General features: G+C 64.4%; 5 protein-coding genes and 1 pseudogene. 3 read left to right on the top strand and 3 right to left on the bottom strand.

Annotated elements, in window-relative coordinates; translation table 11 throughout:
* Positions 1 to 79 precede the first annotated feature (79 nt).
* From HB778_RS07465 to HB778_RS07475, 3 genes and pseudogenes are all read left to right on the top strand, one after another.
* A complete protein-coding gene (locus HB778_RS07465) occupies positions 80 to 1,462 on the top strand; it encodes an efflux RND transporter periplasmic adaptor subunit (RefSeq protein WP_183462699.1) in 1,383 nt (460 codons plus the stop codon).
* A pseudogene (locus tag HB778_RS07470) lies at positions 1,459 to 4,594 on the top strand (MdtB/MuxB family multidrug efflux RND transporter permease subunit). Before HB778_RS07465 ends, HB778_RS07470 begins: the two are co-directional and overlap by 4 nt.
* A complete protein-coding gene (locus HB778_RS07475) occupies positions 4,591 to 7,875 on the top strand; it encodes an efflux RND transporter permease subunit (RefSeq protein ID WP_183462701.1) in 3,285 nt (1,094 codons plus the stop codon). Before HB778_RS07470 ends, HB778_RS07475 begins: the two are co-directional and overlap by 4 nt.
* Before the next feature lie 18 nt (positions 7,876 to 7,893).
* Here the strand turns inward: HB778_RS07475 and HB778_RS07480 are convergent, their stop codons facing one another.
* Genes HB778_RS07480 through HB778_RS07490 form a run of 3 tightly spaced genes read right to left on the bottom strand, consistent with a single transcriptional unit; the run spans position 7,894 to position 23,965 of the window.
* Positions 7,894 to 14,517 (bottom strand): MBG domain-containing protein, encoded by a 6,624-nt coding sequence (locus tag HB778_RS07480; RefSeq protein ID WP_183462703.1) that lies wholly within the window; start codon positions 14,515 to 14,517, stop codon positions 7,894 to 7,896.
* A 16-nt stretch (positions 14,518 to 14,533) separates the two neighbouring features.
* Positions 14,534 to 22,165 (bottom strand): MBG domain-containing protein, encoded by a 7,632-nt coding sequence (locus HB778_RS07485; RefSeq protein WP_183462705.1) that lies wholly within the window; start codon positions 22,163 to 22,165, stop codon positions 14,534 to 14,536.
* A gap of 9 nt (positions 22,166 to 22,174) precedes the next feature.
* Entirely contained in the window at positions 22,175 to 23,965 is a 1,791-nt protein-coding gene (locus HB778_RS07490) for a ShlB/FhaC/HecB family hemolysin secretion/activation protein (protein ID WP_244661862.1), read from the bottom strand.
* Positions 23,966 to 24,006 lie beyond the last annotated feature (41 nt).

Below are 24,006 nucleotides of genomic sequence, written 5' to 3' on the forward strand. Positions count from 1 at the left end.
CGGGCCAAACCTGTCCAACTGTTAATTCGACTTCGTAAGGGTTCGGCCATATTGGTCGATGGGGGTGAAAGATGCCGCCATGGACCAGCAATTGGAAATGCCGCTGCAGACGACCGTCGCGCCACGCCGTTCGCGTGGCTGGATTCCGTGGCTGATCTTCATTGCCATTGTCGCCGCAACCGGCGCCTATCTCTATCAGCGTCCGCATGTCGAGGCCAGACAGCCCGGCGGCAGACGCGGCGCGCAGCCGACGACAATCGGCGCCGCCGCCATCGAAAAAGGCACGATAGACGTCACCCTCAACGCGCTCGGCACGGTGACCTCGCTCTCCACCGTCACCGTCAAGCCGCAGGTCACCGGCCCGCTCATCCAGGTGAATTTCAAGGAAGGCCAGGACGTCAAGAAGGGCGACCTGCTGGCCGAGATCGATCCCCGCCCCTTCCAGGCGGCGCTCGCCCAGGCCCAAGGCCAGCTGGTGCGCGACCAGGCCATGCTCAGGGATGCCGGGCTCGATCTCGTTCGCGACCAGAAGCTGGTGGCCCAGGGGACGGCGACGCCGCAGACCCTCGACGCGCAGGTCGCCCTTGTCGCGCAGGACCAGGGCTCCGTCCAGGTCGATCAGGCGATGATACAGACCGCCACCCTCAATCTCGATTATTGCCGCATCCTGTCTCCAGTCGATGGACGCGCCGGCCTGCGCCAGGTCGATCAGGGCAACTACGTAACCCCTAGCGATGCCAACGGCATCGTCATCATCACCCAGGTGCAGCCGATCAGCGTGCTGTTCACCGTGCCCGAGGATGAGTTGCCCGCGATCGCGCAACGCATGCAGGAGGGCGCCACGCTGCCCACCACTGCCTTCGACCGCGCCGGGGCCAAGAAGCTCGCCGACGGCCAGCTCGAGACCTTCGACAGCCAGATCGATCCAAGCACCGGCACCATCAAGCTGCGGGCGGGTTTCGCCAACGAAGCGCGCCTCCTCTATCCGAACCAGTTCGTCAACGTCTCGCTTCTCGTCGACGAGCACAAGGACGTGGCGATCGCCCCGATCGCCGCGATCCAGCGCGGCCTGCCCGGCACCTTCGTCTATCTGGTCAATCCCGACAGCACGGTCGCCGTGCGCAAGGTCACGCTTGGCGTCACCAATGGCGAACACGTCGAGATCCTCGCCGGCCTTAACCCCGGCGACCGCGTCGTCGTCGACGGCGCCGACAAGCTCCGCGACGGCGCCCATATCAACCTTCAGCAGGACGGCCAGGCGCCGGCCCCGGCACAGGCACAGGCGCCCTCGCAGACATCAACGCCTGCGCCGGCAGAGACAGCGCCGCCAACTCAGGCGCAGGCGCCCAACCAGCCGGTGGCGGACGCTCCGAATCCAGACAACTCAGGCAAGCACAAGGGCAAGGGCCACAAGCATCGACATTCGGACTCGGGGCAGTCGGGGTCCGGGCAACAGCAATGAGCCCGTCACGAGCCTTCATCCTGCGGCCGGTGGCGACTTCGCTGTTCATGGTCGCCATCATGCTGTCCGGCCTGCTGGCCTATCGCTATTTGCCCGTCTCGGCCCTGCCCGAGGTCGATTATCCCACCATCCAGGTGCAGACCTTCTATCCCGGTGCCAGCCCTGACGTGATGACGTCCTCGGTCACCGCGCCGCTGGAAGTCCAGCTCGGCCAGATCGCCAACCTCAACCAGATGAACTCGGTGAGCTCGGCCGGCTCCTCCGTCATCACGCTGCAGTTCAGCCTGGCGATCTCGCTCGATGTCGCCGAGCAGGAGGTGCAGGCCGCCATCAACGCTGCCGGCAATCTGCTGCCGGCCGACCTGCCGGCGCCGCCGATCTATGCCAAGGTCAACCCGGCCGACGCACCGGTGCTCACCCTCGGCCTGACCTCGGCGACCATGCCGCAGCGCGACGTTGCAGCAGCTTGCCGATACCAGGCTGGCGCAGAAGATATCGCAGCTGCCGGGCGTCGGCCTCGTCAGCCTCAGCGGCGGTCAGCGCCCCGCCGTGCGCGTCCAGGCCGATCCACGCAAGCTCGCCGCCTACGGTCTCAACCTCGACGATCTGCGCACCACTTTGGGCAGCGCCAACGTCAACACGCCGAAAGGCAATTTCGACGGACCGTCGCGCGCCTACACCGTCAACGCCAACGACCAGCTGAAGAGCGCCGACGAATACCGCTCGCTGATCGTCGCCTACAAGGACGGCGCGCCGGTGCGGCTGAGCGATGTGGCCGATGTGGTCGACGCCACCGAGAACAACCGACTCGCGGCCTGGATGAACAGCACGCCGGCGATCATCCTCAACATCCAGCGCCAGCCCGGCGCCAACGTCATCGACGTGGTCGACCGCATCAAGGCGCTGCTGCCGCAGCTGCAGGCCTCGCTGCCAAATGCCGTCGACGTCAAGGTGCTGACCGATCGTACCACGACCATCCGCGCCTCGGTGCGCGACGTCGAATACGAGCTGACGCTGTCGATCATCCTGGTCGTGCTGGTGATTTTCGTCTTCCTGCGCAGCGCGCGCGCCACGCTGATCCCAAGCCTGTCGGTGCCCCTGTCGCTGGTCGGCACGCTTGGCGTCATGTATCTGTTCGGCTTCAGCCTCGACAATCTGTCGCTGATGGCGCTGACCATCGCCACCGGCTTCGTCGTCGATGACGCCATCGTCGTCATCGAGAATGTCGCGCGCTATGTCGAGGAGGGCGCGACACCGCTAGAGGCGGCGCTGAAAGGCTCGCAGCAGATCGGCTTCACCATCATCTCGCTGACGGTTTCGCTGATCGCGGTGCTGATCCCGCTTCTGTTCATGGGCGATGTCGTCGGCCGGCTGTTCCGCGAATTCTCCATCACGCTGGCCACCACCATCCTGATCTCCGCCGTGGTGTCGCTGACGCTGGTGCCGATGGCCTGCGCCAAGCTGCTCAAACCGGTGGCGGCGGTGCGCGAGAACGCCCTGCAGCGCGCCAGCCGCGACTTCTTCGACTGGGTGATCCGCGGCTATGGCCGGGCGCTGACCTGGGTGCTCGACCGGCAGACACTGATGCTCGTGGTGGCGGCGGCGACCCTGGTGCTGACGGCGGCCCTCTACGTGGTCATCCCCAAGGGGTTCTTCCCGGTGCAGGACACCGGTGTCATCCAGGCCATCACCGAAGCGCCGCAGTCGATCTCCTATGCCGCGATGGCGCCACGCCAGCAGCAGCTGGCCGCCATCATCCTTAGGGATCCCGATGTCGACAGCCTGTCATCCTTCATCGGCGTCGACGGCACCAACACCACGATGAATGTCGGCCGCATCCTGATCAACCTAAAACCGCATGAGCAGCGCAGCGCCGATATCACGCAGGTCATCGCACGGCTGAAAGAGGAAGCCGCTTCAGTGGCCGGCGTCACCCTTTACATGCAGCCGGTGCAGGACTTGACCATCGACGGCCAGGTCAGCCGCACCCAGTATCAATTCGTGCTCCAGGACGCCAACGCCGAGGAACTGGGAGAATGGACGCCGAAGCTGCTTGCCAGGCTGAACACGCTGCCGCAGCTCGCCGATGTCGCCAGCGACCTGTCGAACAGCGGCCTTGCCGTCTTTGTCGACATCGACCGCGACCAGGCCGCCCGCTTCGGCATCACGCCGGCGACCGTCGACAACGCGCTCTACGACGCTTTCGGCCAGCGCATGGTCTCGACCATCTACACCACGTCAAGCCAGTCCCGCGTCATTCTCGAGGCCGCCCCGTCCGAACAGGATTCGCTCAAGGCGCTCTCCTCCGTCTACCTGCCCTCGTCGACGGGCGGCGCGCCGGTGCCGTTGTCGGTGGTGGCAACCACCCATGTCGCCACCACGCCGCTGCAGATCACCCATATGGGGCAATTCCCCGCCACCACCGTGTCGTTCAACCTGGCGCCCGGCGCGTCGCTCGGCGAGGCGGTCACCGCGATCGAGAGGGCGCAGGCGGACATCGGCATGCCGCTCAGCATCATCACCAGCTTCCAGGGCGCGGCGCGTGCCTTCCAGGCTTCGCTCGACAACACGCTGTTCCTGATCCTGGCGGCGGTGGTGACGGTCTATATCGTGCTCGGCGTGCTCTATGAAAGCTTCATCCACCCGATCACCATCCTGTCGACACTGCCTTCGGCCGGCATCGGCGCGCTGCTGGCGCTGATGATCGCCGGCCAGGACCTGACCACCATCTCGATCATCGGCATCATCCTGTTGATCGGCGTGGTCAAGAAGAACGCCATCATGATGATCGACTTCGCCCTCGACGCGCAGCGCAATGAAGGCAAGGCGCCGCGCGAGGCCATCTACCAGGCCTGCCTGCTGCGTTTCCGCCCGATCCTGATGACGACACTGGCGGCGATGCTGGGTGCCCTACCGCTGATGCTTGGCACCGGCGTCGGCTCGGAACTGCGCCATCCCTTGGGCGTCTCCATCGTCGGCGGCCTGCTGCTCAGCCAGTTGCTGACGCTGTTCACCACGCCTGTGATGTATCTCTGGTTTGATCGTCTCTCGGCCCGCCTGCGAGGCATCGAGCCCAATCTTGCCGGTGCCCCCAATCTTCCCCGCATTCCGGAGGCGGACGCCAGGCCATGAACCTGTCGGTTCCCTTCATCCGGCGGCCGGTGGCGACGACGCTGCTGACCTTCGGCCTGCTGGCGGCCGGGCTGGTGGCGTTTCCGCAATTGCCGGTGGCGCCGCTGCCGGCGGTCGACTACCCCGTGATATCGGTATCGGCCTCGCTGCCCGGCGCCAGCCCCCGGGTGGTGGCCAACACCGTCGCCAGCCCGCTCGAACGGCATCTCGGCGAAATCGCCGACGTCAACGAAATGACCTCATCCAGCAGCGTCGGCAGCGCCCGCATCACCTTGCAGTTCGGGCTGGACCGCGACATTGACGGCGCCGCGCGCGATGTCCAGGCGGCTATCAATGCCGCGCGCGCCGACCTGCCGTCCAGCCTGCGCTCCAATCCGACCTATCGCAAGGTCAATCCCGCCGACGCCCCGATCCTCATCCTGTCGATGACATCGGACACTTTGTCCAAGGGCCAGCTCTTCGATGCCGCCAGCACCGTGCTGGCGCAGAAACTCTCGCAGGTCGACGGCATCGGCGAGGTGTCGGTGGGCGGCAGTTCGCTACCGGCGGTGCGCGTCGAACTCAACCCCCAGGTGCTCTACGATTACGGCATCGGGCTGGAGGACGTGCGCGCCGCACTCGCCTCGGCCAACGCCCACAGCCCCAAGGGCGCCATCGACGTCGGCGACCAGCGCTACCAGATCTACGCCAACGACCAGGCCAACCAGGCGGATGCCTACCGTTCCCTGATCGTCGCCTACCGCAACGGCGCGCCGGTCAGGCTGTCCGATGTCGGCCAGGTCAATGATTCCGTCGAAAACATCCGCAATGCCGGTCTGGCCAACGGCAAGCCGGGCGTCCTGATCATCCTCAACCGCTCGCCCAACGCCAACATCATCGCGACGGTCGACCGGGTGAAGGCGCTGCTGCCGACGCTGCGCGCCTCGATCTCACCGGCCATCGACCTGTCGCTGGCGGTCGACCGTTCGACCACCATCCGCGCCTCGCTGAGCGAGGTCGCACAGACGCTGATGATTGCCATCGGCCTGGTGATCCTCGTCGTCTTCGCTTTCCTGCGCGACGTGCGCTCGGCGCTGGTGCCGATCATGGCGGTGCCCGTATCCCTGGTCGGCACGCTGGGCGCCATGTACCTGATGGGCTTCAGCATCGACAATCTGTCGCTGATGGCGATGACGGTGGCCACTGGCTTCGTCGTCGACGACGCCATCGTCGTGCTGGAAAACATCGCTCGCCACACCGCTTCGGGCATGGGCCGCATGGAGGCGGCGATCAAGGGCTCCCAGGAGGTCGGCTTCACCGTGCTGTCGATGAGCCTGTCGCTGATCGCCGTCTTCATCCCGATCCTGCTGATGGGCGGCATTGTCGGCCGGCTGTTCCGCGAATTTGCCATCACGCTGTCGGCGGCGATCCTGGTTTCGCTCGCCATCTCGCTGACCACCACGCCGATGATGTGCTCGATCCTGCTTCGCCCCGAGGGACAACGCGAACACGGCCGGCTCTACCGCTTCAGCGAAGGTATCTTCGAGGCCATGCTGGGCTTCTATCGGAGGTCGCTGTCCTGGGCGCTCGACAATCCGCTGCTGATCATGGCGGTGCTGGCGGCAACGCTCTGCCTCAATGGCTACCTCTATGTCACCATCCCAAAAGGCTTCTTCCCGCAGCAGGACACCGGACGGCTGACCGGCTCGATCCAGGCCGACCAGGCGACCTCCTTCCAGTCGATGTCGCAGAAGCTCACCCAGTTCGCCGGCATCGTCAGCAAGGATCCCGCCGTCGATGCTGCTGTCGCTTTCACCGGCGGCGGCCAAACCAATTCCGGTTCCATGTTCGTGTCGCTGAAGCCGCTGGCCGAGCGCAAGATCTCCGCCGATCAGGTTATCGCCAGGCTGCGGCCCGAACTGGCTGTGGTGCCAGGCGCCACGCTTTTCCTGCAGGCGGTGCAGGATATCCGCGTCGGCGGGCGCCAGTCGAACGCGCAGTACCAGTACACCTTGCAAGGTGACAGTTTCGACGAGCTGGCGGAGTGGGCGCCGAAGCTGGCGGCGGCGCTGCAAACAGAGCCCAAGCTCACCGACGTCAACTCCGACCAGCAGAACAAAGGTCTTGAAGCCGACGTCACCATTGACCGCGACACCGCAACACGCCTCGGCATATCAGCCAGCGAGATCGACAACACGCTTTACGACGCCTTCGGCCAGCGCCAGGTCTCCACCATCTATGTCCAGCGCAACCAGTACCACGTGATCATGGAGGTGGCGCCGCAATATTGGCAGAACCCCGATGCGCTCAAAAAAGTCTATGTCAGCACATCGGGCGGATCGGTTGGCGGCTCGCAGTCGAGCAATGCGGTTGCCGGCACATTCGTCGCACCAGGCCGGTCCACCAGCGCCCAGTCGGTCGCCGCCGACGCCGCGCGCAACCAGGCCAACAATTCCATCACCAGCACCGGCAGGACGGCGGCCTCGACCGGTTCGGCGGTCAGCACCGGAGCAGAGACGATGGTGCCGCTGTCGACCGTCGCGCATTACGGCCCTGGCAGCACGCCGCTGTCGGTCAACCATCAGGGCCTGTTCGTCGCCACCACCCTGTCGTTCAACCTGGCGCCGGGCGTCGCGCTCAGCGAAGGCGTCGCGGCCATCAACGCGGCCGCCGACCGCATCGGCATGCCGGCAACCATCCATGGCAGTTTCCAGGGCACGGCGCGCGTCTTCCAGGACTCGCTCTCCGACCAGCCGCTGCTGATCCTTGCCGCGCTGATCGCCGTCTATGTCGTGCTCGGCATTCTCTATGAAAGCTACGCGCACCCGCTGACCATTCTGTCGACCTTGCCGTCGGCCGGCGTCGGCGCCTTGCTGGCGCTGACCCTGGTCAACATCGAGTTCTCGATCATGGCGCTGATCGGCATCATCCTCTTGATCGGCATCGTCAAGAAGAACGCGATCATGATGATCGACTTCGCGCTGGCCGCGGAGCGCAACGAGGGCAGATCGGCGCATGACGCCATCTTCCAGGCATGCCTGCTGCGCTTCCGCCCGATCATGATGACGACCATGGCGGCATTGTTCGGCGCCGTGCCGCTGGCCATCGGCCTTGGCGAAGGCGCGGAACTGCGCCAGCCGCTCGGCATCGCCATCGTCGGCGGGCTGATCCTGAGCCAGATCCTCACCCTCTATACGACGCCGGTGATCTACATCTATGTCGACCGTTTCGGTCGCTGGTGCCGGCAGTTGCGCCTGGCGATGCCGCGCCCGCGGACGCTACGCCCACAGGCGGGCGAATGAACGCCGCCGAGCAGCCTCCTATTGCACCGACCCGGCGCTACAGACAGCCGCGATCTCGCCGATGTTCTGGCAGAAGGCAGGGCTTTCGAGACGCGGGTCTTCGACCAGCGCCTGTGTTTCGCCGGCGGCCGGTTTGCCGGTGAAGAAAACCGGGACAGGCTGTCCGCCGCCATGGATGGTGGCGTTGTAGGCAACAACGCTGGCGGTATCGGCCGACGGAACCACGTCAGTGGCCCGCACCTCCAGATCGGCGCCGACATAGGTCAGGTCGTAATTCGTCGAGGCGGCAAGACTGCCTTGTTCGATGGCATAACGGCCCGGCGCGCTTGCCGTGGTCGCATCGGTCGAGAGCGAGCCGCTGAACGTGTCGCTGCCGACCAGTCCGAGCCCGCCGACCGCGTAAGTGAGCGGCGGATTGGCCGCTCCCTGCGCCCGGCTTTGCGCGTCGGCGACGATGGTGATCGCCCGCTTGCCGATGGTGAAATCGGCACCGGAATAGATGATGTCGTAGTTGGAGTTGTTGGCATTGGTGATCGTGCCCTGGCCGATGGCATAGGTACCGACATCCTCACCCGAAGCGCGATCGAGTGCGCCGACAAGGGCCGTGCCGCTGCCAAGGTTGGAGACGGTATAGCCAAGCGTCGGATCGGCATTGCCGTAGATCTTGCCCTGACCGGCATTGGCGGTCACCGTGACCGCCCGCTTGCCGATGGCAAAGTTGGTCCCGACATAGGTGATGTCATAGTTGCCATTGGCGGCATTGGTGATCGTGCCTTGCCCGATCGCATAGGTGCCGACAGTCTCGCCCGCGCCGCGGTCGAGCGCGCCGACCAAAGCCGCGCCGCTGCCAAGGTCGGAGAAGGTGTAGCCGAGCGATGGGTCGGCATCGCCATAGGTCTTGCCTTGGCCGGCATTGGCCGTGACGGTGACCGCCCGTTTGCTGATCGCGAAATCCGCGCTGGCGAAGCTGATGTCATAGTTCGAATTGGCAGCATTGGTTAGCGTCCCCTGCCCGATCGCATAGTTTCCGACATTCTCGCCAGCGGCACGGTCAAGCACTCCGACGAGCGCCACGCCCGCGCCGAGATCTGAGTAGGTGTAGCCATAGGACGACGGGTCGGCGTTGCCGTAGGTCTTGCCCTGGCCGGAATTGGCCGTGACCGTGACCGCCCGCCTGGCAATGGTGAAATCCTTGCTGACGAAGCTGATGTCGTAATTCGCATTATTGGCATTGGAGAGCGTGCCCTGGCCGATCGCATAGGTGCTGGCATTCTCGCCGGCGGTGCGGTCAAGCACACCGACGAGAGCAGCGCCCGTGCCAAGGTCCGAGTAGGTGTAGCCGTAGGATGACGGATCGGCATTGCCATAGGTCTTGCCCTGTCCGGCAGTGGCCGTGACGGTGACCGCGCGCTTGCCGATGCTGAAGTTCGAGCCGACATAGGTGATGTCGTAATTCGAATTGTTGGCGTTGGTCAGCGAACCCTGTCCAAGGGCATAGCTGCCGACATCCTCGCCCGACACACGGTCGAGCACACCTACAAGGGCCGCACCGCTGCCGAGGTCGGAGTGAGTGTAGCCGTAGGACGACGGGTCGGCATTGCCGTAGGTCTTGCCTTGTCCGGAAGTCGCGGTGACGGTTACCGCGCGCTTGCCGATGCTGAAGTTCGAACCGACAAAGGTGATGTCGTAGTTCGAATTGCCTGCGGTGGTCAGCGAGCCCTGGCTGATCGCGTAGGTGCCGACATTCTCGCCCGAAGCGCGATCGAGGGCGCCGACCAGCGCCGCGCCACTGCCAAGGTCGGTATAGCTGTAGCCAAGGGTCGGATCGGCATTGCCATAGGTCTTGCCCTGGCCGGAATTGGCCGTGACGGTGACCGCGCGCTTGCCGATGCTGAAATCCGCGCCGGCGAAGGTGATGTCATAGTTCGAATTGTCGGCGTTCGTCAGCGTACCCTGGCCGATCGCGTATGCGCCTACAATCTCACCAGAGGCACGGTCGAGTGCGCCGACCAGCGCCACGCCCGTGCCTAGGTCTGAGTAGCTGTAGCCATAGGACGATGGATCGGCATCGCCGTAAATCTTGCCCAGGCCCGAATTGGCCGTGACGGTGACCGCCCGCTTGCCGATGCTGAAATCCTTGCTGACGAAGGTGATGTCGTAGTTCGAATTGTCGGCATTCGTCAGCGTGCCCTGGCCGATGGCATAGGCGCCGACATCCTCGCCGGCAACGCGGTCGAGTGAGCCGACCAGCGCTTCGCCGCTGCCGAGATTGCCATAGCTATAGGTGTAGGACGACGGATCGGCATCGCCATAGGTCTTGCCCTGGTTCGGATTGACGGTGACGGTTACCGGGCGCCTGGCAATGGTGAAATCGGCGCCGACGAAAGTGATGTCATAGTTGGAATTGGAGACATCCAGCGTGCCCTGTCCGATGGCGTAGGTGCCTGCATTCTCGCCCGCCAATCGGTCGAGGCTGCCCGTCAGGGTCAAACCGCCGAGATTGGAAGCGGTATAGGTGTAGGCTGCCGGATCGGCATCGCCATAGACCTTGCCCTGACCCTGATCGACGGTGACGGTGATGGCCCGTTTGTCGATGGTGAAATTGGCGTCGACATAGCTGATGTCATAGTTCGAATTGTTGGCGTTGGTCAGCGTGCCCTGGCCAATGGCATAGGCGCCGGCGTTCTCGCCGGCAACACGATCGAGCGCGCCGACCAGGGCGACGCCAGTGCCGAGGTCCGAAACCGCATAGGTGTAGGAAGCGGGATCGTCATCGCCATAGGTCTTGTGCTGATCGGGATCGGCTGTGACCGCGATTGCCCGCTTGGCGACGGTGAACAATCCGGCGCTGTTGAAAGCGAGCCCGTAGCCGGTCAGGGCGACGAGATCGCCGGCATCGATTGTAATCGTATAAGTCCCGGCTCCGAGTTGCTGAGTGGCAAGCGTGAGTGGGGGTGAGAGCGACGGCGCGCCGCTGAAGGCGGTGGCGGCGCTGTCGCCGAGATAGGCGTTGGCTACCCCTGCCTGATAACCCGACACCGTGTAGGTCAATGTCGGCATGGCGGTGTCGCCGTAGACCTTCGAAGCATTTTGGGAGGTGAAGGTCAGCGTCGGCTGGTAGGCGAAGACATAGCGGTTGCCGCTCGCGCCCACCGTTGCGCCGGTCGCCGTATTCCAGACCGCCGTGTTGCCGCTGTCGAGATTGCCGAACGTGTTGCCGGTGGGTGCTGCCGCGTAGACCAGCCAGCGTCCGCTGGTCGCGGTGACGGCATCGCTGCCACGGCCGTTGATGAACTTGCCGCCCGCCGCCAGCACCGGATTGGTTCCACTGACCTTGGCGCTTGCTGCGATCGTCAGGTCGCCTGATGTCTGCAGCTGGACCTGCCCTGTTGTGTTGGCGCCGGTCGTGGTCACGCCCCGCGCGCTGGCGACGCTGCCGATGGTCAGCCCGCCCAGATCGACGAGGTTGACCGATCCGGCATTGGCGGCAACCGTACCGATCTGGTTGCCGGCATTGGTCAGGTTGAAATCGCCCGTACCGCCGAGCCACAGCGATGCTGCCGCCAGGTTGTTTGTCTGAGTGACCGCGCCGTTCGACGACAGCGCCAGCGTGCCGCCGCCGATCGATATCGCCTGGTCGAGCGCGAAGGTTGTCGCCGCCGTTTCGATCTGCCAGTTGGCGAAGGTGAGGCTGCCGACATAGGTCGAGCCGACCGTCGCAGAAGCCGCGTTTTGCAGCGCCGAAAGGGACGTGATCAAGCTGTCCGCCTCGTCGAGACGCCAGTTGCCGTAGACGTTGAGATTGGTGACATTGCCGCCCGACAGGCCCGTCCGGAACGTCACGCCGTTTTGAGCGCCCGAGCTGTTGCTCGGATCCGCGTCGCGGACTGTGTAAGCCAGCACGCTGTCGTTGATCCAGCCGGTCGGCACGGCGATGTAGTAATAGCCGTTGACGCCAGTGGTGACGGTGCCGATGTCGACGCCGTTCGAGACGCCGGTGACAAAACCGGGGTTCTTCACATAGTAGGGTTGGCGCGTGCCCGACGACAGCGGCGTGACGCCGCTATCCTTGTAGGCGATGCCGGAGATGGCCTGGACGCCGTTTGGACAAAAACTGTTCAGATAGGGATAGAGGCCGCCGGTCCCGCCGCCGAAAGCCGCGCTGAGGGCCGTGGCGCCGCCCGATTGCAACTGCGCCGTGGTCAGGCCGGTGCTGATGACACCGGGCGTGCCGCCGCTGCCCACGCCCGTGGTCGTTCCCGAGGTGGTGGTGTCGAAGTAGACATTGGTGACCGTGCCCCAGGAAAAGCCGACGCTGCCGCCGATGCCGGTGGCGCCCATCGTTCCGTTGACGGCCCCGGTCGAATAACCGTCGCTGAGCGAGCCCAGATTCAATCCGACCAGGCCACCGGTCTTGTCGCCGCCGAGAACCGAGCCGCTGGCATAGACCTGGCTGATCGTGCCGCTGTTGTAGCCTGCAATGCCACCGACGTTGTTGGAATCGCGCGATTGCACCGCCACCGTCGAGAACGACCGGGTGATCGTGCCCTGATTTGTGCCGACCAGACCACCCGACCCGCTGACGCCTTCGAGATACCCGCTTGCCCAAACGCCTGAGATCGTACCCTTGTTCAAGCCGGCTATGGCGCCGGTGTCATACGAGCCGCTTGTATAGCTGTCGACCAGGCCGACATTGCACACCACGCCCGAGCCGCCGACATAGCCGAACAGGCCGACATAATTGGCCGGGATCTGCCTGACCCAGATCTGGTTGATGATGTGGCCAAGACCGTCGAACGTGCCGTTGAAGCCGTTGCCGCCGTTCTGGATATTTGTGTTGCCGTCTGTGCCAAGGGCTATGAAACCCATCAAATTGTTCCAGGAATAGGTGGAACTGGCCTCGATGTCGTTGGCGAGCGCATAGCGGCCGTTCAGCCCGCTGTTGATCGCCTGCAGCTGGTTGATGTCGTAGATCAGTGTGTAGCTCTGCCCGTTGATCGACAGCGCTTGCGCCCCTTGGGTGCCCGTGAAAGTGATCTCCGCGCCGAGCGCGTAGGACATGATGCCGCCGCTGCCGCCATTGTTGGTGACCAGCGACAGACCACCGACGCCGCCGATCGTGGCGCCGGCGTTGAAGACGATCGAGTGATAGGCGCTGAGCGTCAGCGTGTTGGCGCTCCAGGCGATCGGCGCGGCAATGGTGATGTCGCCGGCCTGCGAGCCGCCGCTTCCCGTCGAGATGGTGACATTGGCCAGCGCCAGCTGGTTCTGCAGCGTGGTGACATTAATGACGCTGTCATTGGAACCGGCGGTGAAACCGCCGGTGTCGGCACCATTCGAGATGGTGACGTTGTAGGGGTCGAGCAGAAGATCGCCGGTGTCGCCGAAGCGGGCGCGCAGGTCGACGGAGCCGGTGAAGTCAAGGCGCTGCTTGCCCGACACTTCCGTGAAGCCGCCATTGCCGCCATCAGCCCCACCTTGTGCCGAGATCTTGCCGGCGAACTTGGTCTGCTCGTCGGACCAGACGACGACCGTGCCGCCATCGCCGGTGCCGGTGGCGTCGGCGTTGATCGTCGTGGCCGCATCGATCTCTGTCGTGGCAGCGGTTTGCAGTGTCCCCTTGCCCTGCTTGTCGCCGCCGATCTTGATGGTGCCGCCGCCATCCCTACCCGAGGCATCGACGACGGCATGCTTGAGTTTCACCTTCCGGCCGGTGACCGTGACCTTGCCGCCCTTGCCGCCGCTCTTGGCCGAAGCGTCGAGCTTGCCGGAGATTTCGACCGAGCCGTCGCCGCCGCCCAGCACAATGGCGCCGGACTGGCCTGACACGGTGCGTGCCTCAATGACACCGGACATGTTGACGGCCTGGCGCGCGGCATCGCGCACCGCCGCAGCCTTGAGCTCGACCGTCCCGCCATCGGCGCTGATCGAGCCGGAATTGCTGACCAGCGCGTTGCTGCCATCCGCCTTGGTCGGCACGGAGACCTGCAAAAAGCCGTCGCCGGAAAGGTCGAGCGTCGCCTTCTCGCCAGAACCCAGGCCAACCTTGCCCAGCGGCACGCTGATCGAACCCGCATTGTCGACGCTGCCGCCAATCAGTGCCGCATAGCCGCCACGGCCGATCGAGACGGAACCTTCGTTTGAGACGGCCGCCGAGGCGCCCTTGCCCTGGAACGTCAGCTTGCCGGCCTTGAAGTCGTCATCGCTGATGTCGAGCGAGGAGCCGACGAAGCCGGCGGCACTCACCTTGCCGGTCTTGGAGATGGCGATGCCGTTGGGATTGACGAGGAAGACCTGGCCATTGGCGTTGAGCTGGCCTGATATGGTCGATCTGGTGCCGCCGGTGACGCGGTTGAGCATCGTCGAGGACGATGTCGGCTGGTCGATGTTGACGGTAGCGCCCGCGCCGATCGAAAAACTCTGCCAGTTGACGATGGCCGAATTGGTCGACTGCTTGATGCTCAGTTGCGAGGATGACGGGTTCGAGATGATGACGCCGCCCGACGCAACGCTGCCGCCCGTTGGCAGTTCCACCGCCCGCGCCGAGGTGAAGCCGACCAACGCCGTCGACGTCAGCAGCAGCGCCATCAGCGGCGCGCTGGTGCGATTGAGGCGACCTGGGAAGAGGGTCTGGCGCTGCATGTTCCGCCCCGTGCCGCTACTGGACCGCCGCGACCGAACAGACGGACGCGGTCTCGGCCATGCCCTGGCAGAAGGCGATGCTGCCAAGCCGGGGATCCTCGACCAGCGTCTGTGTGTCGCCACCCACCGGCTGGCCGGTGAAGAAGACCGGGGCCGGCGCGCCGGCGCCATAAGCATCGGCATTGTAGGCCACCGTGGTGGCCGCCTGCGATGTCGGGATCGTGTTGGGCGCCGAGACAACCAGATCGGCGCCGACATAGGTCAGCTCGTAATTGGCCGAGGCAGTGAGGCTCCCCTGCTCGATCGCGTAGCTGCCCGGTATGCTGGCCGGCGTCGCGGCGGTCGAGAGTGCGCCGGCAAGCGCATCGCTGCCGACCAGGCCCAGCCCGCCGATCGTATAGGTGAGCGGCGGGTTGGCCATGCCTTGCGGCCGGCTTTGCGCATCCGCCACGACCGTGATTGCGCGTTTGCCGATGGTGAAATCCGAGCCGACATAGGTGATGTCGTAGTTCGCGTTGGCCGCGTTGGTCAGCGTGCCCTGGCCGATTTCATAGCTGCCGGCATTTTCGCCGGCGGCCCTGTTCAGCGCGCCGACAAGGGCGATGCCATTGCCGAGATAGGAATAACTGTAGCCATAGGACGATGGATCGGTATCGCCGTAGGTCTTGCCCTGGCCGGCATTCGCCGTGACCGTCACCGATCGCTTGCCGATGCTGAAGTCGGCTCCGACATAGCTGATGTCATAGTTCGAATTGGCGGCACCGGTGAGCGTGCCTCGCCCGATCGAATAATTGCCGACATTCTCGCCGGAGGCGCGGTCGAGAGCACCAACCAAAGCCGCGCCATTGCCGAGATCGGAATAGCTGTAGCCATAGGACGACGGATCGATATCGCCATAGGTCTTGCCCTGCCCGGCGTCGGCCGTCACCGTCACCGACCGCTTGCCGATGCTGAAGCCGGCATCGACATAGGTGATGTCGTAGTTCGAATTGGCGGCATCGGTGAGCGTGCCTCGCCCGATCGCATAGTTGCCGACATTCTCGCCGGAAGCGCGGTCGAGAGCACCAACCAAAGCCGCGCCATTGCCGAGATCGGAATGATTGTAGCCATAGGACGACGGATCGGCATCGCCATAAATCTTGCCCTGCCCGGCATTGGCTGTGACCGTCACGGCCCGCTTGGCGATGCTGAAATCGGTGCCGACATAGGTGATGTCGTAATTCGAATTGTCCGCGTTGATCAGCGTGCCCTGCCCAATCGAATAACGGCCGACATTCTCGCCGGCGACGCGATCAAGCGCGCCGACCAGGTCGACGCCGTTGCCGAGATCCGAGTGGGTGTAGCCATAGGCCAACGGATCGGCGTCGCCGTAAATCTTGCCTTGGCCGGCATTGGCGGTGACCGTCACGGCGCGCTTGGCGATGGTGAAGTCGGCGCCGACATAGGTGATGTCGTAGTCGGCATTCGAACTCGCCAGAGTGCCTTGGCCTATGGCGTAGGTACCGGCGTTTTCGCCGGCGACACGCTCGAGAGAACCAACCAGGTCGACGCCATTGCCGAGATCCGAAACGGTGTAACCATAATAGAGCGGATCGCTGTCGCCATAGGTCTTGCCCTGCCCCGCATTGGCCGTCACCGTGATCGCGCGTTTGCCGATGGTGAAATCCGAACCGACATAGCTGATGTCGTAGTTGGAATTGTTGGCGTTGGTCAGCGTGCCTTGGCCGATCGCATAGGCGCCGACGCTTTCGCCCGCCACGCGATCAAGCGTGCCGACGAGGGCCGTGCCGCTGCCAAGGTCGGAGGTGGTGTAGAGATAGGACGACGGATCGGCATTGCCGTAGGCCTTGTGCTGTCCGGCAGTGGCCGTGACCGTTATCGCCCGCTTGCCGATGCTGAAATTGCTACCAACATAGCTGATGTCGTAATTCGCATTGTTCGCACCGGTCAGCGTCCCTTGCCCAATGGCGTAGGTGCCGACATCCTCACCCGTCGCCCGGTCCAGTGCGCCGACCAGTGCCGCGCCAGTGCCGAGATCGGAAACCGTGTAGCCGAGGGTCGGGTCCGCGTCGCCGTAGGTCTTGTCCTGGCCAGCATTGGCCGTGACGGTGACTGACCGCTTGCCGATGCTGAAGCCGGCGCCGACATAGGTGATGTCGTAGTTCGAGTTCAAGGCATTGGTCAGCGTTCCCTGCCCTATCGCGTAGGTGCCGACATTCTCGCCGGCTGCCCGGTCGAGAACACCGACCAGCGCTGTACCACCGCCGAGATCGGATACTGTATAGCCGTAGGACAGCGGATCGCTGTCCCCATAGATCTTGCTCTGCCCCGCATTGGCCGTGACCGTGACCGCGCGCGGCGTCACGGAAAGGTTCGCGCTAACGTAGTTGATTGCGTAATTGCTGTTGGCGAGCGTGCCCTGGGTGATGCCGTAACTGCCGACACCAGATGCCGTCGTCGCCGTTGTCGCCAGCGCGCCGGTAAGGCTGTCGCCATTGACGAAATTTCCCGAGGCCAGTTGATAGGTCAGTGCCGGATTGCCGTCGCCATAGCTGCGGCTCTTGGCATCGGCCGTCACCGTGATAGCGCGCTGCGTCACCGCCAGATTGCCGCCGACATAAGTGATCGCATAGTTGCTGTTGGCGAGCGTGCCCTGCGTGATGGCGTAACTGCCGACACCGGATGCCGTCGTCGCGGTTGTTGCGAGCGAACCGCTAAGGCTGTCGCCATTGACGAAATTGCCCGAGGTCAACTGGTAGGTCAGAACCGGATTGCCATCGCCATATGCACGGCTCTTGGCATCGGCCGTCACCGTGATGGCGCGCTGCATCACCGCCAGATTGCCGCCGACATAAGTGATCGCATAGTTGCTGTTGGCGAGCGTGCCCTGCGTGATGGCGTAACTGCCGACGCCAGATGCCGTCGTCGCTGTTGTTGCGAGCGATCCACCGAGGCTGTCGCCATTGACGAAATTACCTGATGTCAGCTGATAGGTCAGCGCCGGATTGGCGTCGCCATAGGCACGGGTCCGGGCATCGGCCGTCACCGTGATGGCGCGTTTCGTCACCGACAGGTTGGCACCGACATAGGTGATCGCATAGTTGCTGTTGGCGAGTGTGCCTTGCGTGATGGCGTAGCTGCCGACAGATGATGCCGTCGTCGCCGTTGTCGCCAGAGCACCGCTCAGGCTGTCGCCATTGACGTAACTGCCTGATGTGAGGTGATAGGTCAGCGCGGGATTGGCATCGCCGTAGATGCGGGTCTTGGCATCGGCTGTCACCGTGATGGCGCGTGGCGTCACCGACAGATTGGCACCGACATAGGTGATCGCGTAATTATTGTTGTTGAGTGTGCCTTGCGTGATGGCGTAGCTGCCGACGTTGGACGTTGTTGTCGCCGATGTCGTCAGCGCGCCTGTCAGGCTGTCGCTGCCGACAAGACTGCCTGATGTGAGCTGATAGGTGAGCGCCGGATTGCTGCTTCCGTATGTGCGGCTCTTGCCGGCGGCAGTCACGGTGATCGCCCGCTGGGCTATGGTGAAATTGCCCCCGACGTAGGTGATGTCGTAGTTCGAATTGTTGGCGTTGGTGACGCTGCCCTGGTTGATGGCATACGTCCCGGCATTGTTCCCGGCCGCACGAGTGAGGCTGCCGGCCAAAGCCACACCGGCGCCGAGGTCGGAGACGGTGTAGCCATAGGACGAGGGATTGGCATCGCCATAGATCTTTCCCTGGCCCGGCGTCACCGTCACCGTCACCGCGCGCTTGCCGATGGTGAGAAGGCCCGCGCTGTTGTAGGCGAAACCATAACCGCTCAACGCCGCGAGGTTGCCGGCGCTGACGGTGATTGCATAGGATCCAGCGCCCACCTGCGTGTTGCTCGGCGGGTTCACGGACGTCACGCTTGGGCCGCCGCTGAACGTCGTGCTTGCGGTATCGCCGAGATACGCGCCGATCACGCCCGTCTGGTAGCCGGCCACTGAAGAGGTCAGCGGCGGCAGGGCAGTGTCGCCATAGGTCTTCGTCGCATTGTTGGACGTGAAGGTCAGTGTCGGCTGATAGGCAAAGACGTAGCGGTTGCCGGCCGCGCTCACCGCTCCGCCCGCCGCCGTGTTCCAGATCGCCGTGTTGCCGCTGTCCAGATTGCCGAATGTGTTGCCAGTCGGGTTCGCCGCATAGACCAGCCAGCGTCCGCTGGTGGCGGTGACGGCGTCGCTGCCCCGGTTGTTGATGAACTTGCCAGAAGCGGCAAGCACGGGGTTCGCTCCGCTGACCGGCGCGCTGGCCGAGATGGTCAGGTCGCCCGTTGTCCGCAGCTTGACGGAACCGGTGGCGTTGACCCCGCTTGTACTGGCGCCGCGAGCATTGGAGGCACTTGCGACCGTCAGGCTTGCGTCGTCGCGCAGATCGACGGAACCGATATTGCCGGCGACGGTGCCGATCTGGTTGCCGGCGCCATTGACCGCGAACGAGCCGCTGCCGCCGAACCATAGGGAGCCTGCGGTGATGGCATTGCCGGTCGCCCCTTGTGTCACCGTGCCGTTCGACGACAGCGCCAGGGTGCCGGTGCCAGCCGAGAGCGCTTGATCGAGGGCGAAGGTCGTCGCCGCGGTTTCGATCTGGCGGTTGGCGAAGGACAGGCTGCCGACCGAGGTCGATCCTGCCGTGGAAGCGTAGGCGCTGTTCAGCGCCGACAGCGAAGCGATCCAGCCATCCGCCTCGTCGAGGCGCCAGTCGCCATAGACGTTGAGGTTCGAGATGTTACCGCCGGACAGACCGGTCCGGAACGTCACGCCGTTCCTGGCGCCCGAGTCTGCGTCGGCAACCGTGTAGGCAAGCACCGCGTTCGAGACCGTACCGGCCGGCAGAGCGAGATAGTAATAGCCGTTCGTCCCGGTCGAGACGGTGCCAAGTTTGACGCCGCCGGAAACGACGGACACAAGACCGGGATTCTTTGTGTAATAGGGCTGGCCGGTGCCGGAAATCAGCGGCGTGTTGCCGCTATCCTTGTAGGCAATTCCGGAAATCGCCTGGGCGCCATTTGGGTAGAAGCTCTTCAGATAGGGATAAAGGCCACCGGTGCCGCCGCCATAGGCGGCGCTGAGACCGCTCGCGCCGCCATTCTGGAGGCTGGAGGTCGACAGGCCGACGACATTGACCGACCCGCCGGTGGTGCCGCCGCCGATCGCGGGCTTGGCGGTGGATGAGGTGTTGTAAGGGCCGGATGTCGATGTGTCATACGCGCCTGTGACTGTGCCATCATAAAGATTGTTGCCGATAAACGCGCCGCCAAGCCATCCGCCGCTGACCGCACCGGTCGAATAGCTGTCGGTTATCCTGCCGCCACTGCCGACAAACGAATAGCCATAATTCGATCCGACGAGGCCGCCGACGGCGGCGCCGCCACTGCCGACATCGACGGCACCCATGGCGTAGACGCGATCGATGGTTCCGAAATAGTTGTAGCCCACCGCGCCGCCCGCGGTATTGGTGTCGCGCGCGTTGACGACGACCGTCGAGAAGCTGTCGGACAGTGCGCCATCATTTTCGCCGATCAGGCCGCCCGAACTGGAACCGTACTGCGTCGTGAACAGCTGGCCGGTCGAATAGCTTTGGGTCACCGTGCCGGCATTGAAGCCCACGATCCCACCAAGTGTCTTAAATCCTCGGACCGTCACATTGGTGACGCCGACATTCTGGACAAAGCCGCCCGCGCCGACATAGCCGAACAGGCCGACATATTGGGCGGCGGACTGCGTCACCGACAGCCCATCGACGGCGTGGCCAAGGCCGTCGAAGGTCCCGGTGAAACCGTTGCCGCTGTTCTGAATATTGCTGTTGCCGTCGGTGCCCAGCGATATGAAGCCGAGGCCGCTGTTCCAACTGGACGTGGCGCTGGCATCGATGTTCTTCGCCAGCGCATAGAGGCCGGTCAGGCCACTGTTGATCGCCTGCAACCCGTTGACATCGTAGATCAGTGTGTAGCTCTGGCCATTGACCGACAGCGCCTGCGCGCCTTGCGTGCCGGTGAATGTCGCCGAGGCGCCGAGCGCATAGGAGATCGTGCCGCCAGTGCCGCCATTGTTGGTGACCAGCGACAGGCCACCGACGCCCCCGATCGTGGCGTTCGCGTTGAAGACGATCGAATGATAGGCGCTGAGCGTCAGCGTGTTGGCGCTCCAGGCGATCGGCGCGGCGATGGTGATGTCGCCGGCCTGCGAACCGCCGCTGCCCGTCGATATGGTGACGTTGGCCAGCGCCAGTTGGTTCTGCAGCGTGGTGACATTGATGACGCTGTCATTGGTGTTGGCGGTCATGCTGCCGCCGGTATTGCCGGCGGCATTGGAGATGGTCACGTTGTAGGGGTCGAGCAGAAGATCGCCGGTGTCGCCGAAGCGGGCGCGCAAGTCGACGGAGCCGGTGAAGTCGAGGTGCTGCTTGCCAGAGACTTCCGTGAAGCCGCCATTGCCGCCATCCTCGCCGCCGCGAGCGGAAATCTTGCCGGCGAATTTCGTCTGCCCGTCCGACCAGACAATCACCGTGCCACCATCGCCCGTGCCGGTCGCGCTGGCGTTGATCGTTGTATTGGCATCAACCTCGGTCGTCGGGGCTCGCTGGAGCGTGCCAGAACCCTGCTTGTCGCCGCCGATCCTGACGGTGCCGCCGCCGTCCTTGCCCGAGGCGTCGACCTTGGCTGCCTTGAGCTTCAGCTTGCGGCCGGTGACCGTGACCTTGCCGCCTTTGCCGCCGGCCTTGGCCGAGGCGTCGAGTGTGCCTGTAATCTCGACGGATCCCTCATCACCACCAAGCACGATGGCGCCGGACTGGCCTGACACGGTGCGTGCCTCGACAACGCCCGACATGTTGACCGCCTGGCGCGCCGCATCGCGCACCGCCGCCGCTTTGAGCTCGACTGTCCCGCCATCGGCGCTGATAGTACCGGAATTGCTGACCAGCGCGTTGCTGCCATCCGCCTTGGTGGGCACCGAAACCTGCAAGAAGCCGTCGCCGGAAAGATCGAGCGTCGCCCTCTCGCCCGAGCCGAGCCCAACCTTGCCCAGCGGCACGCTGATCGAGCCGGCATTGTCGACGCTGCCGCCGATCAGGGCCGCATAGCCGCCACGGCCGATGCTGATCGAACCCTGGTTCGAAACCGTGCTTGAGGCTCCATTGCCCTCGAATTTGAGATTTCCGGCCTTAAAATCCTCGTCGCTGATGTCGAGCGAAGACGCGACGAAGCCGGCTGCACTCACCTTGCCTGTCTTGGAGATGGCGATGCCGTTGGGGTTGACGAGGAAGACCTGGCCATTGGCGTTGAGCCGACCGGATATCGTCGATTTGGTGCCGCCGGTGACGCGGTTGAGCATCGTCGAGGACGATGTCGGCTGGTCGATGTTGACGGTAGCGCCCGCACCGATCGAAAAACTCTGCCAGTTGACGATGGCCGAGTTGGTCGACTGCCTGATGCTCAGTTGCGAGGATGACGGGTTCGAGATGGTGACGCCGCCCGACGCAACGCTGCCGCCCGTTGGCAGTTCCTGTGCCCGCGCCGAGGTGAAGCCGACCAGCGCCGTCGACGTCAGCAGCAGCGCCATCAACGGCGCGCTGGTGCGATTGAGGCGATGTGGTGAAACGTCCTGGATTCGCATACTCACGCCTCAGAACTGGATGGCGCCGGCGAGCGAAAAGCGATCGCTGGTCGGCACATGGTCGTCGCGATGCTGGCGCCCCCATTCCAGCGTCAGGCTGGCATTGGTGGCATCGCCCGCAAGCGCCGTGCCGACCTTCAGGCCAAGCCCGTATGACACGCCGACAATATCGGCCGTCTCGAGCACGGTCGGCATTTCGAGATGGACCTGCCCGACGGCGCCGAAGACATAGGGCGACAGCGAGACGATGCCGCCGGTGAACGGCATGTACCAGGGCGAGGACAGCTCGCCGCGCAGCACATAGCCGGAATCGCCCTGCAGGGCGCCGGCGTCGAAGCTCGACAGGCCATTGGGGCCGGTGAGCCCGATCTGCTCGGACTGCAGTAGCGGCTTGCCGAACGAGGTCTGCGCACGGGCGTAGAGATCGAGGCCGAGATGGGTGGCCAGCGGCTGGCTGTAGCTGGCCGAGACCTCGAGCTTCGGGAAGTCGGCATCGGCCCCCTGGCGCGACAGCGGCAGCAGCGGCGTGGCGTCGGCGGCCGAGCGCGCGCCGAGCCCGTCAATACCGAACGAGGCCACGACATTGCCGGTGAACACGCCGCCGAGCGGCGTGAACCAGGTTGCGTCCGTGCCGAATCTGATGATGCGCAGCCGATCCTCGGCGATCGGCAGCGAGATCGGCGTCACTGCATTGAGAAAATCGTTCTGCGCGTCGAAGGAGAGTTCGCTGCTGACGGTCAGCTCGCGGCTGCGGATCCAGGGATAGCGAAGCCTCGCCGAATAACGCTCGAATTCACTGCCAAAACCGAGCGTGCCGGGCTCGGCGATCGGGTTGGCGCGTGTGTGGGTGGCCTCCAGATTGAGCGTCAGCCCGTCATAGCCGATCGGCACGACGATGCCGGCGGCATAGTTGCGGTTGCGCGGGGCATCGGTGAACAGGCCGCTCTCACCGCCATCGGGATAGCCGCCGATGCGCACATAGACGAGTTCGCCGAGACCAAGCAGCGAGTTGAAATCGACGCCGACGCCTGTCGACCAGCGCTGCAGCGACGGCGACAGCGAATTGTCGACGGTGGCCTGGCCGCCAAGCGGACGATATTTGCCGTCGATGACCAGTACGCTGGCGCCCTTCGCGGCGCCGGCCTGCAAGGTCGAGCGCAGCCTGGCGCCCGGCGTGTCGCCGGCCAGAAGCAGCTTGCGCTCGATCGCCGACAGCTTGATGCTTTTCTGCCCGACCAGCGGCGCCAACGTTGCCTCGACCCGCCCGCGTATGCGCTCAGGCAGGTTGCTCGTGTCGATCCGTTCGAGATAGCCGTCGATAACGACGAGCCTGAGCCTGGCACCGTCGTTGAGTTTCTGCGCCGGCAGCACAACCCGAACAAGCGCGTAGCCGGCGCGGCCATATTCGGTCTCCAGCGCGCGCGCCGCGGCAAAGATCTCCGCCGCCGTCACCGTACGATGGGCGAGGCCCGAAACGATCTTGCGCGTCGCCTCGGCCATGTCAGGCAGGCCGCCTTCGACGCTGACATCCCTGAGCTTGACCTTCAGCTTCTCGGCGCCCGCCGGCGCCTGGAGGCCCGAACCTTCCGGGATGGAGACGCCCACCGTGTTGGCCTGCGGTGGCGGCCGGAAGCTTGGCGGCGTGATCTGGCTGGCGGTCTCGGCGAACGCACTGGCCTGAACCGACAGACATGCCGAGGCGGCCAGCAGGATCAGCCATGTTCCACGCACCGACGGCCCGCCCAAGACAGGCAGGCCGTCGGCATTTTTGCCAATCGCGATCTTTTTCCGATAATCCACTCAGTCACTCGCATTTCGAAGTAGAACGCGGCAAAGCTTCG

It is taken from the genome of Mesorhizobium huakuii (assembly GCF_014189455.1).
Lineage (GTDB): Bacteria > Pseudomonadota > Alphaproteobacteria > Rhizobiales > Rhizobiaceae > Mesorhizobium > Mesorhizobium huakuii_A.

Coding starts and splice junctions, on each gene's coding strand:
- HB778_RS07465 (WP_183462699.1), top strand. CDS start 80: ATGGACCAGCAATTGGAAATGCCGCTGCAGACGACCGTCGCGCCACGC.
- HB778_RS07475 (WP_183462701.1), top strand. CDS start 4,591: ATGAACCTGTCGGTTCCCTTCATCCGGCGGCCGGTGGCGACGACGCTG.
- HB778_RS07480 (WP_183462703.1), bottom strand. CDS start 14,517: ATGCAGCGCCAGACCCTCTTCCCAGGTCGCCTCAATCGCACCAGCGCG.
- HB778_RS07485 (WP_183462705.1), bottom strand. CDS start 22,165: ATGCGAATCCAGGACGTTTCACCACATCGCCTCAATCGCACCAGCGCG.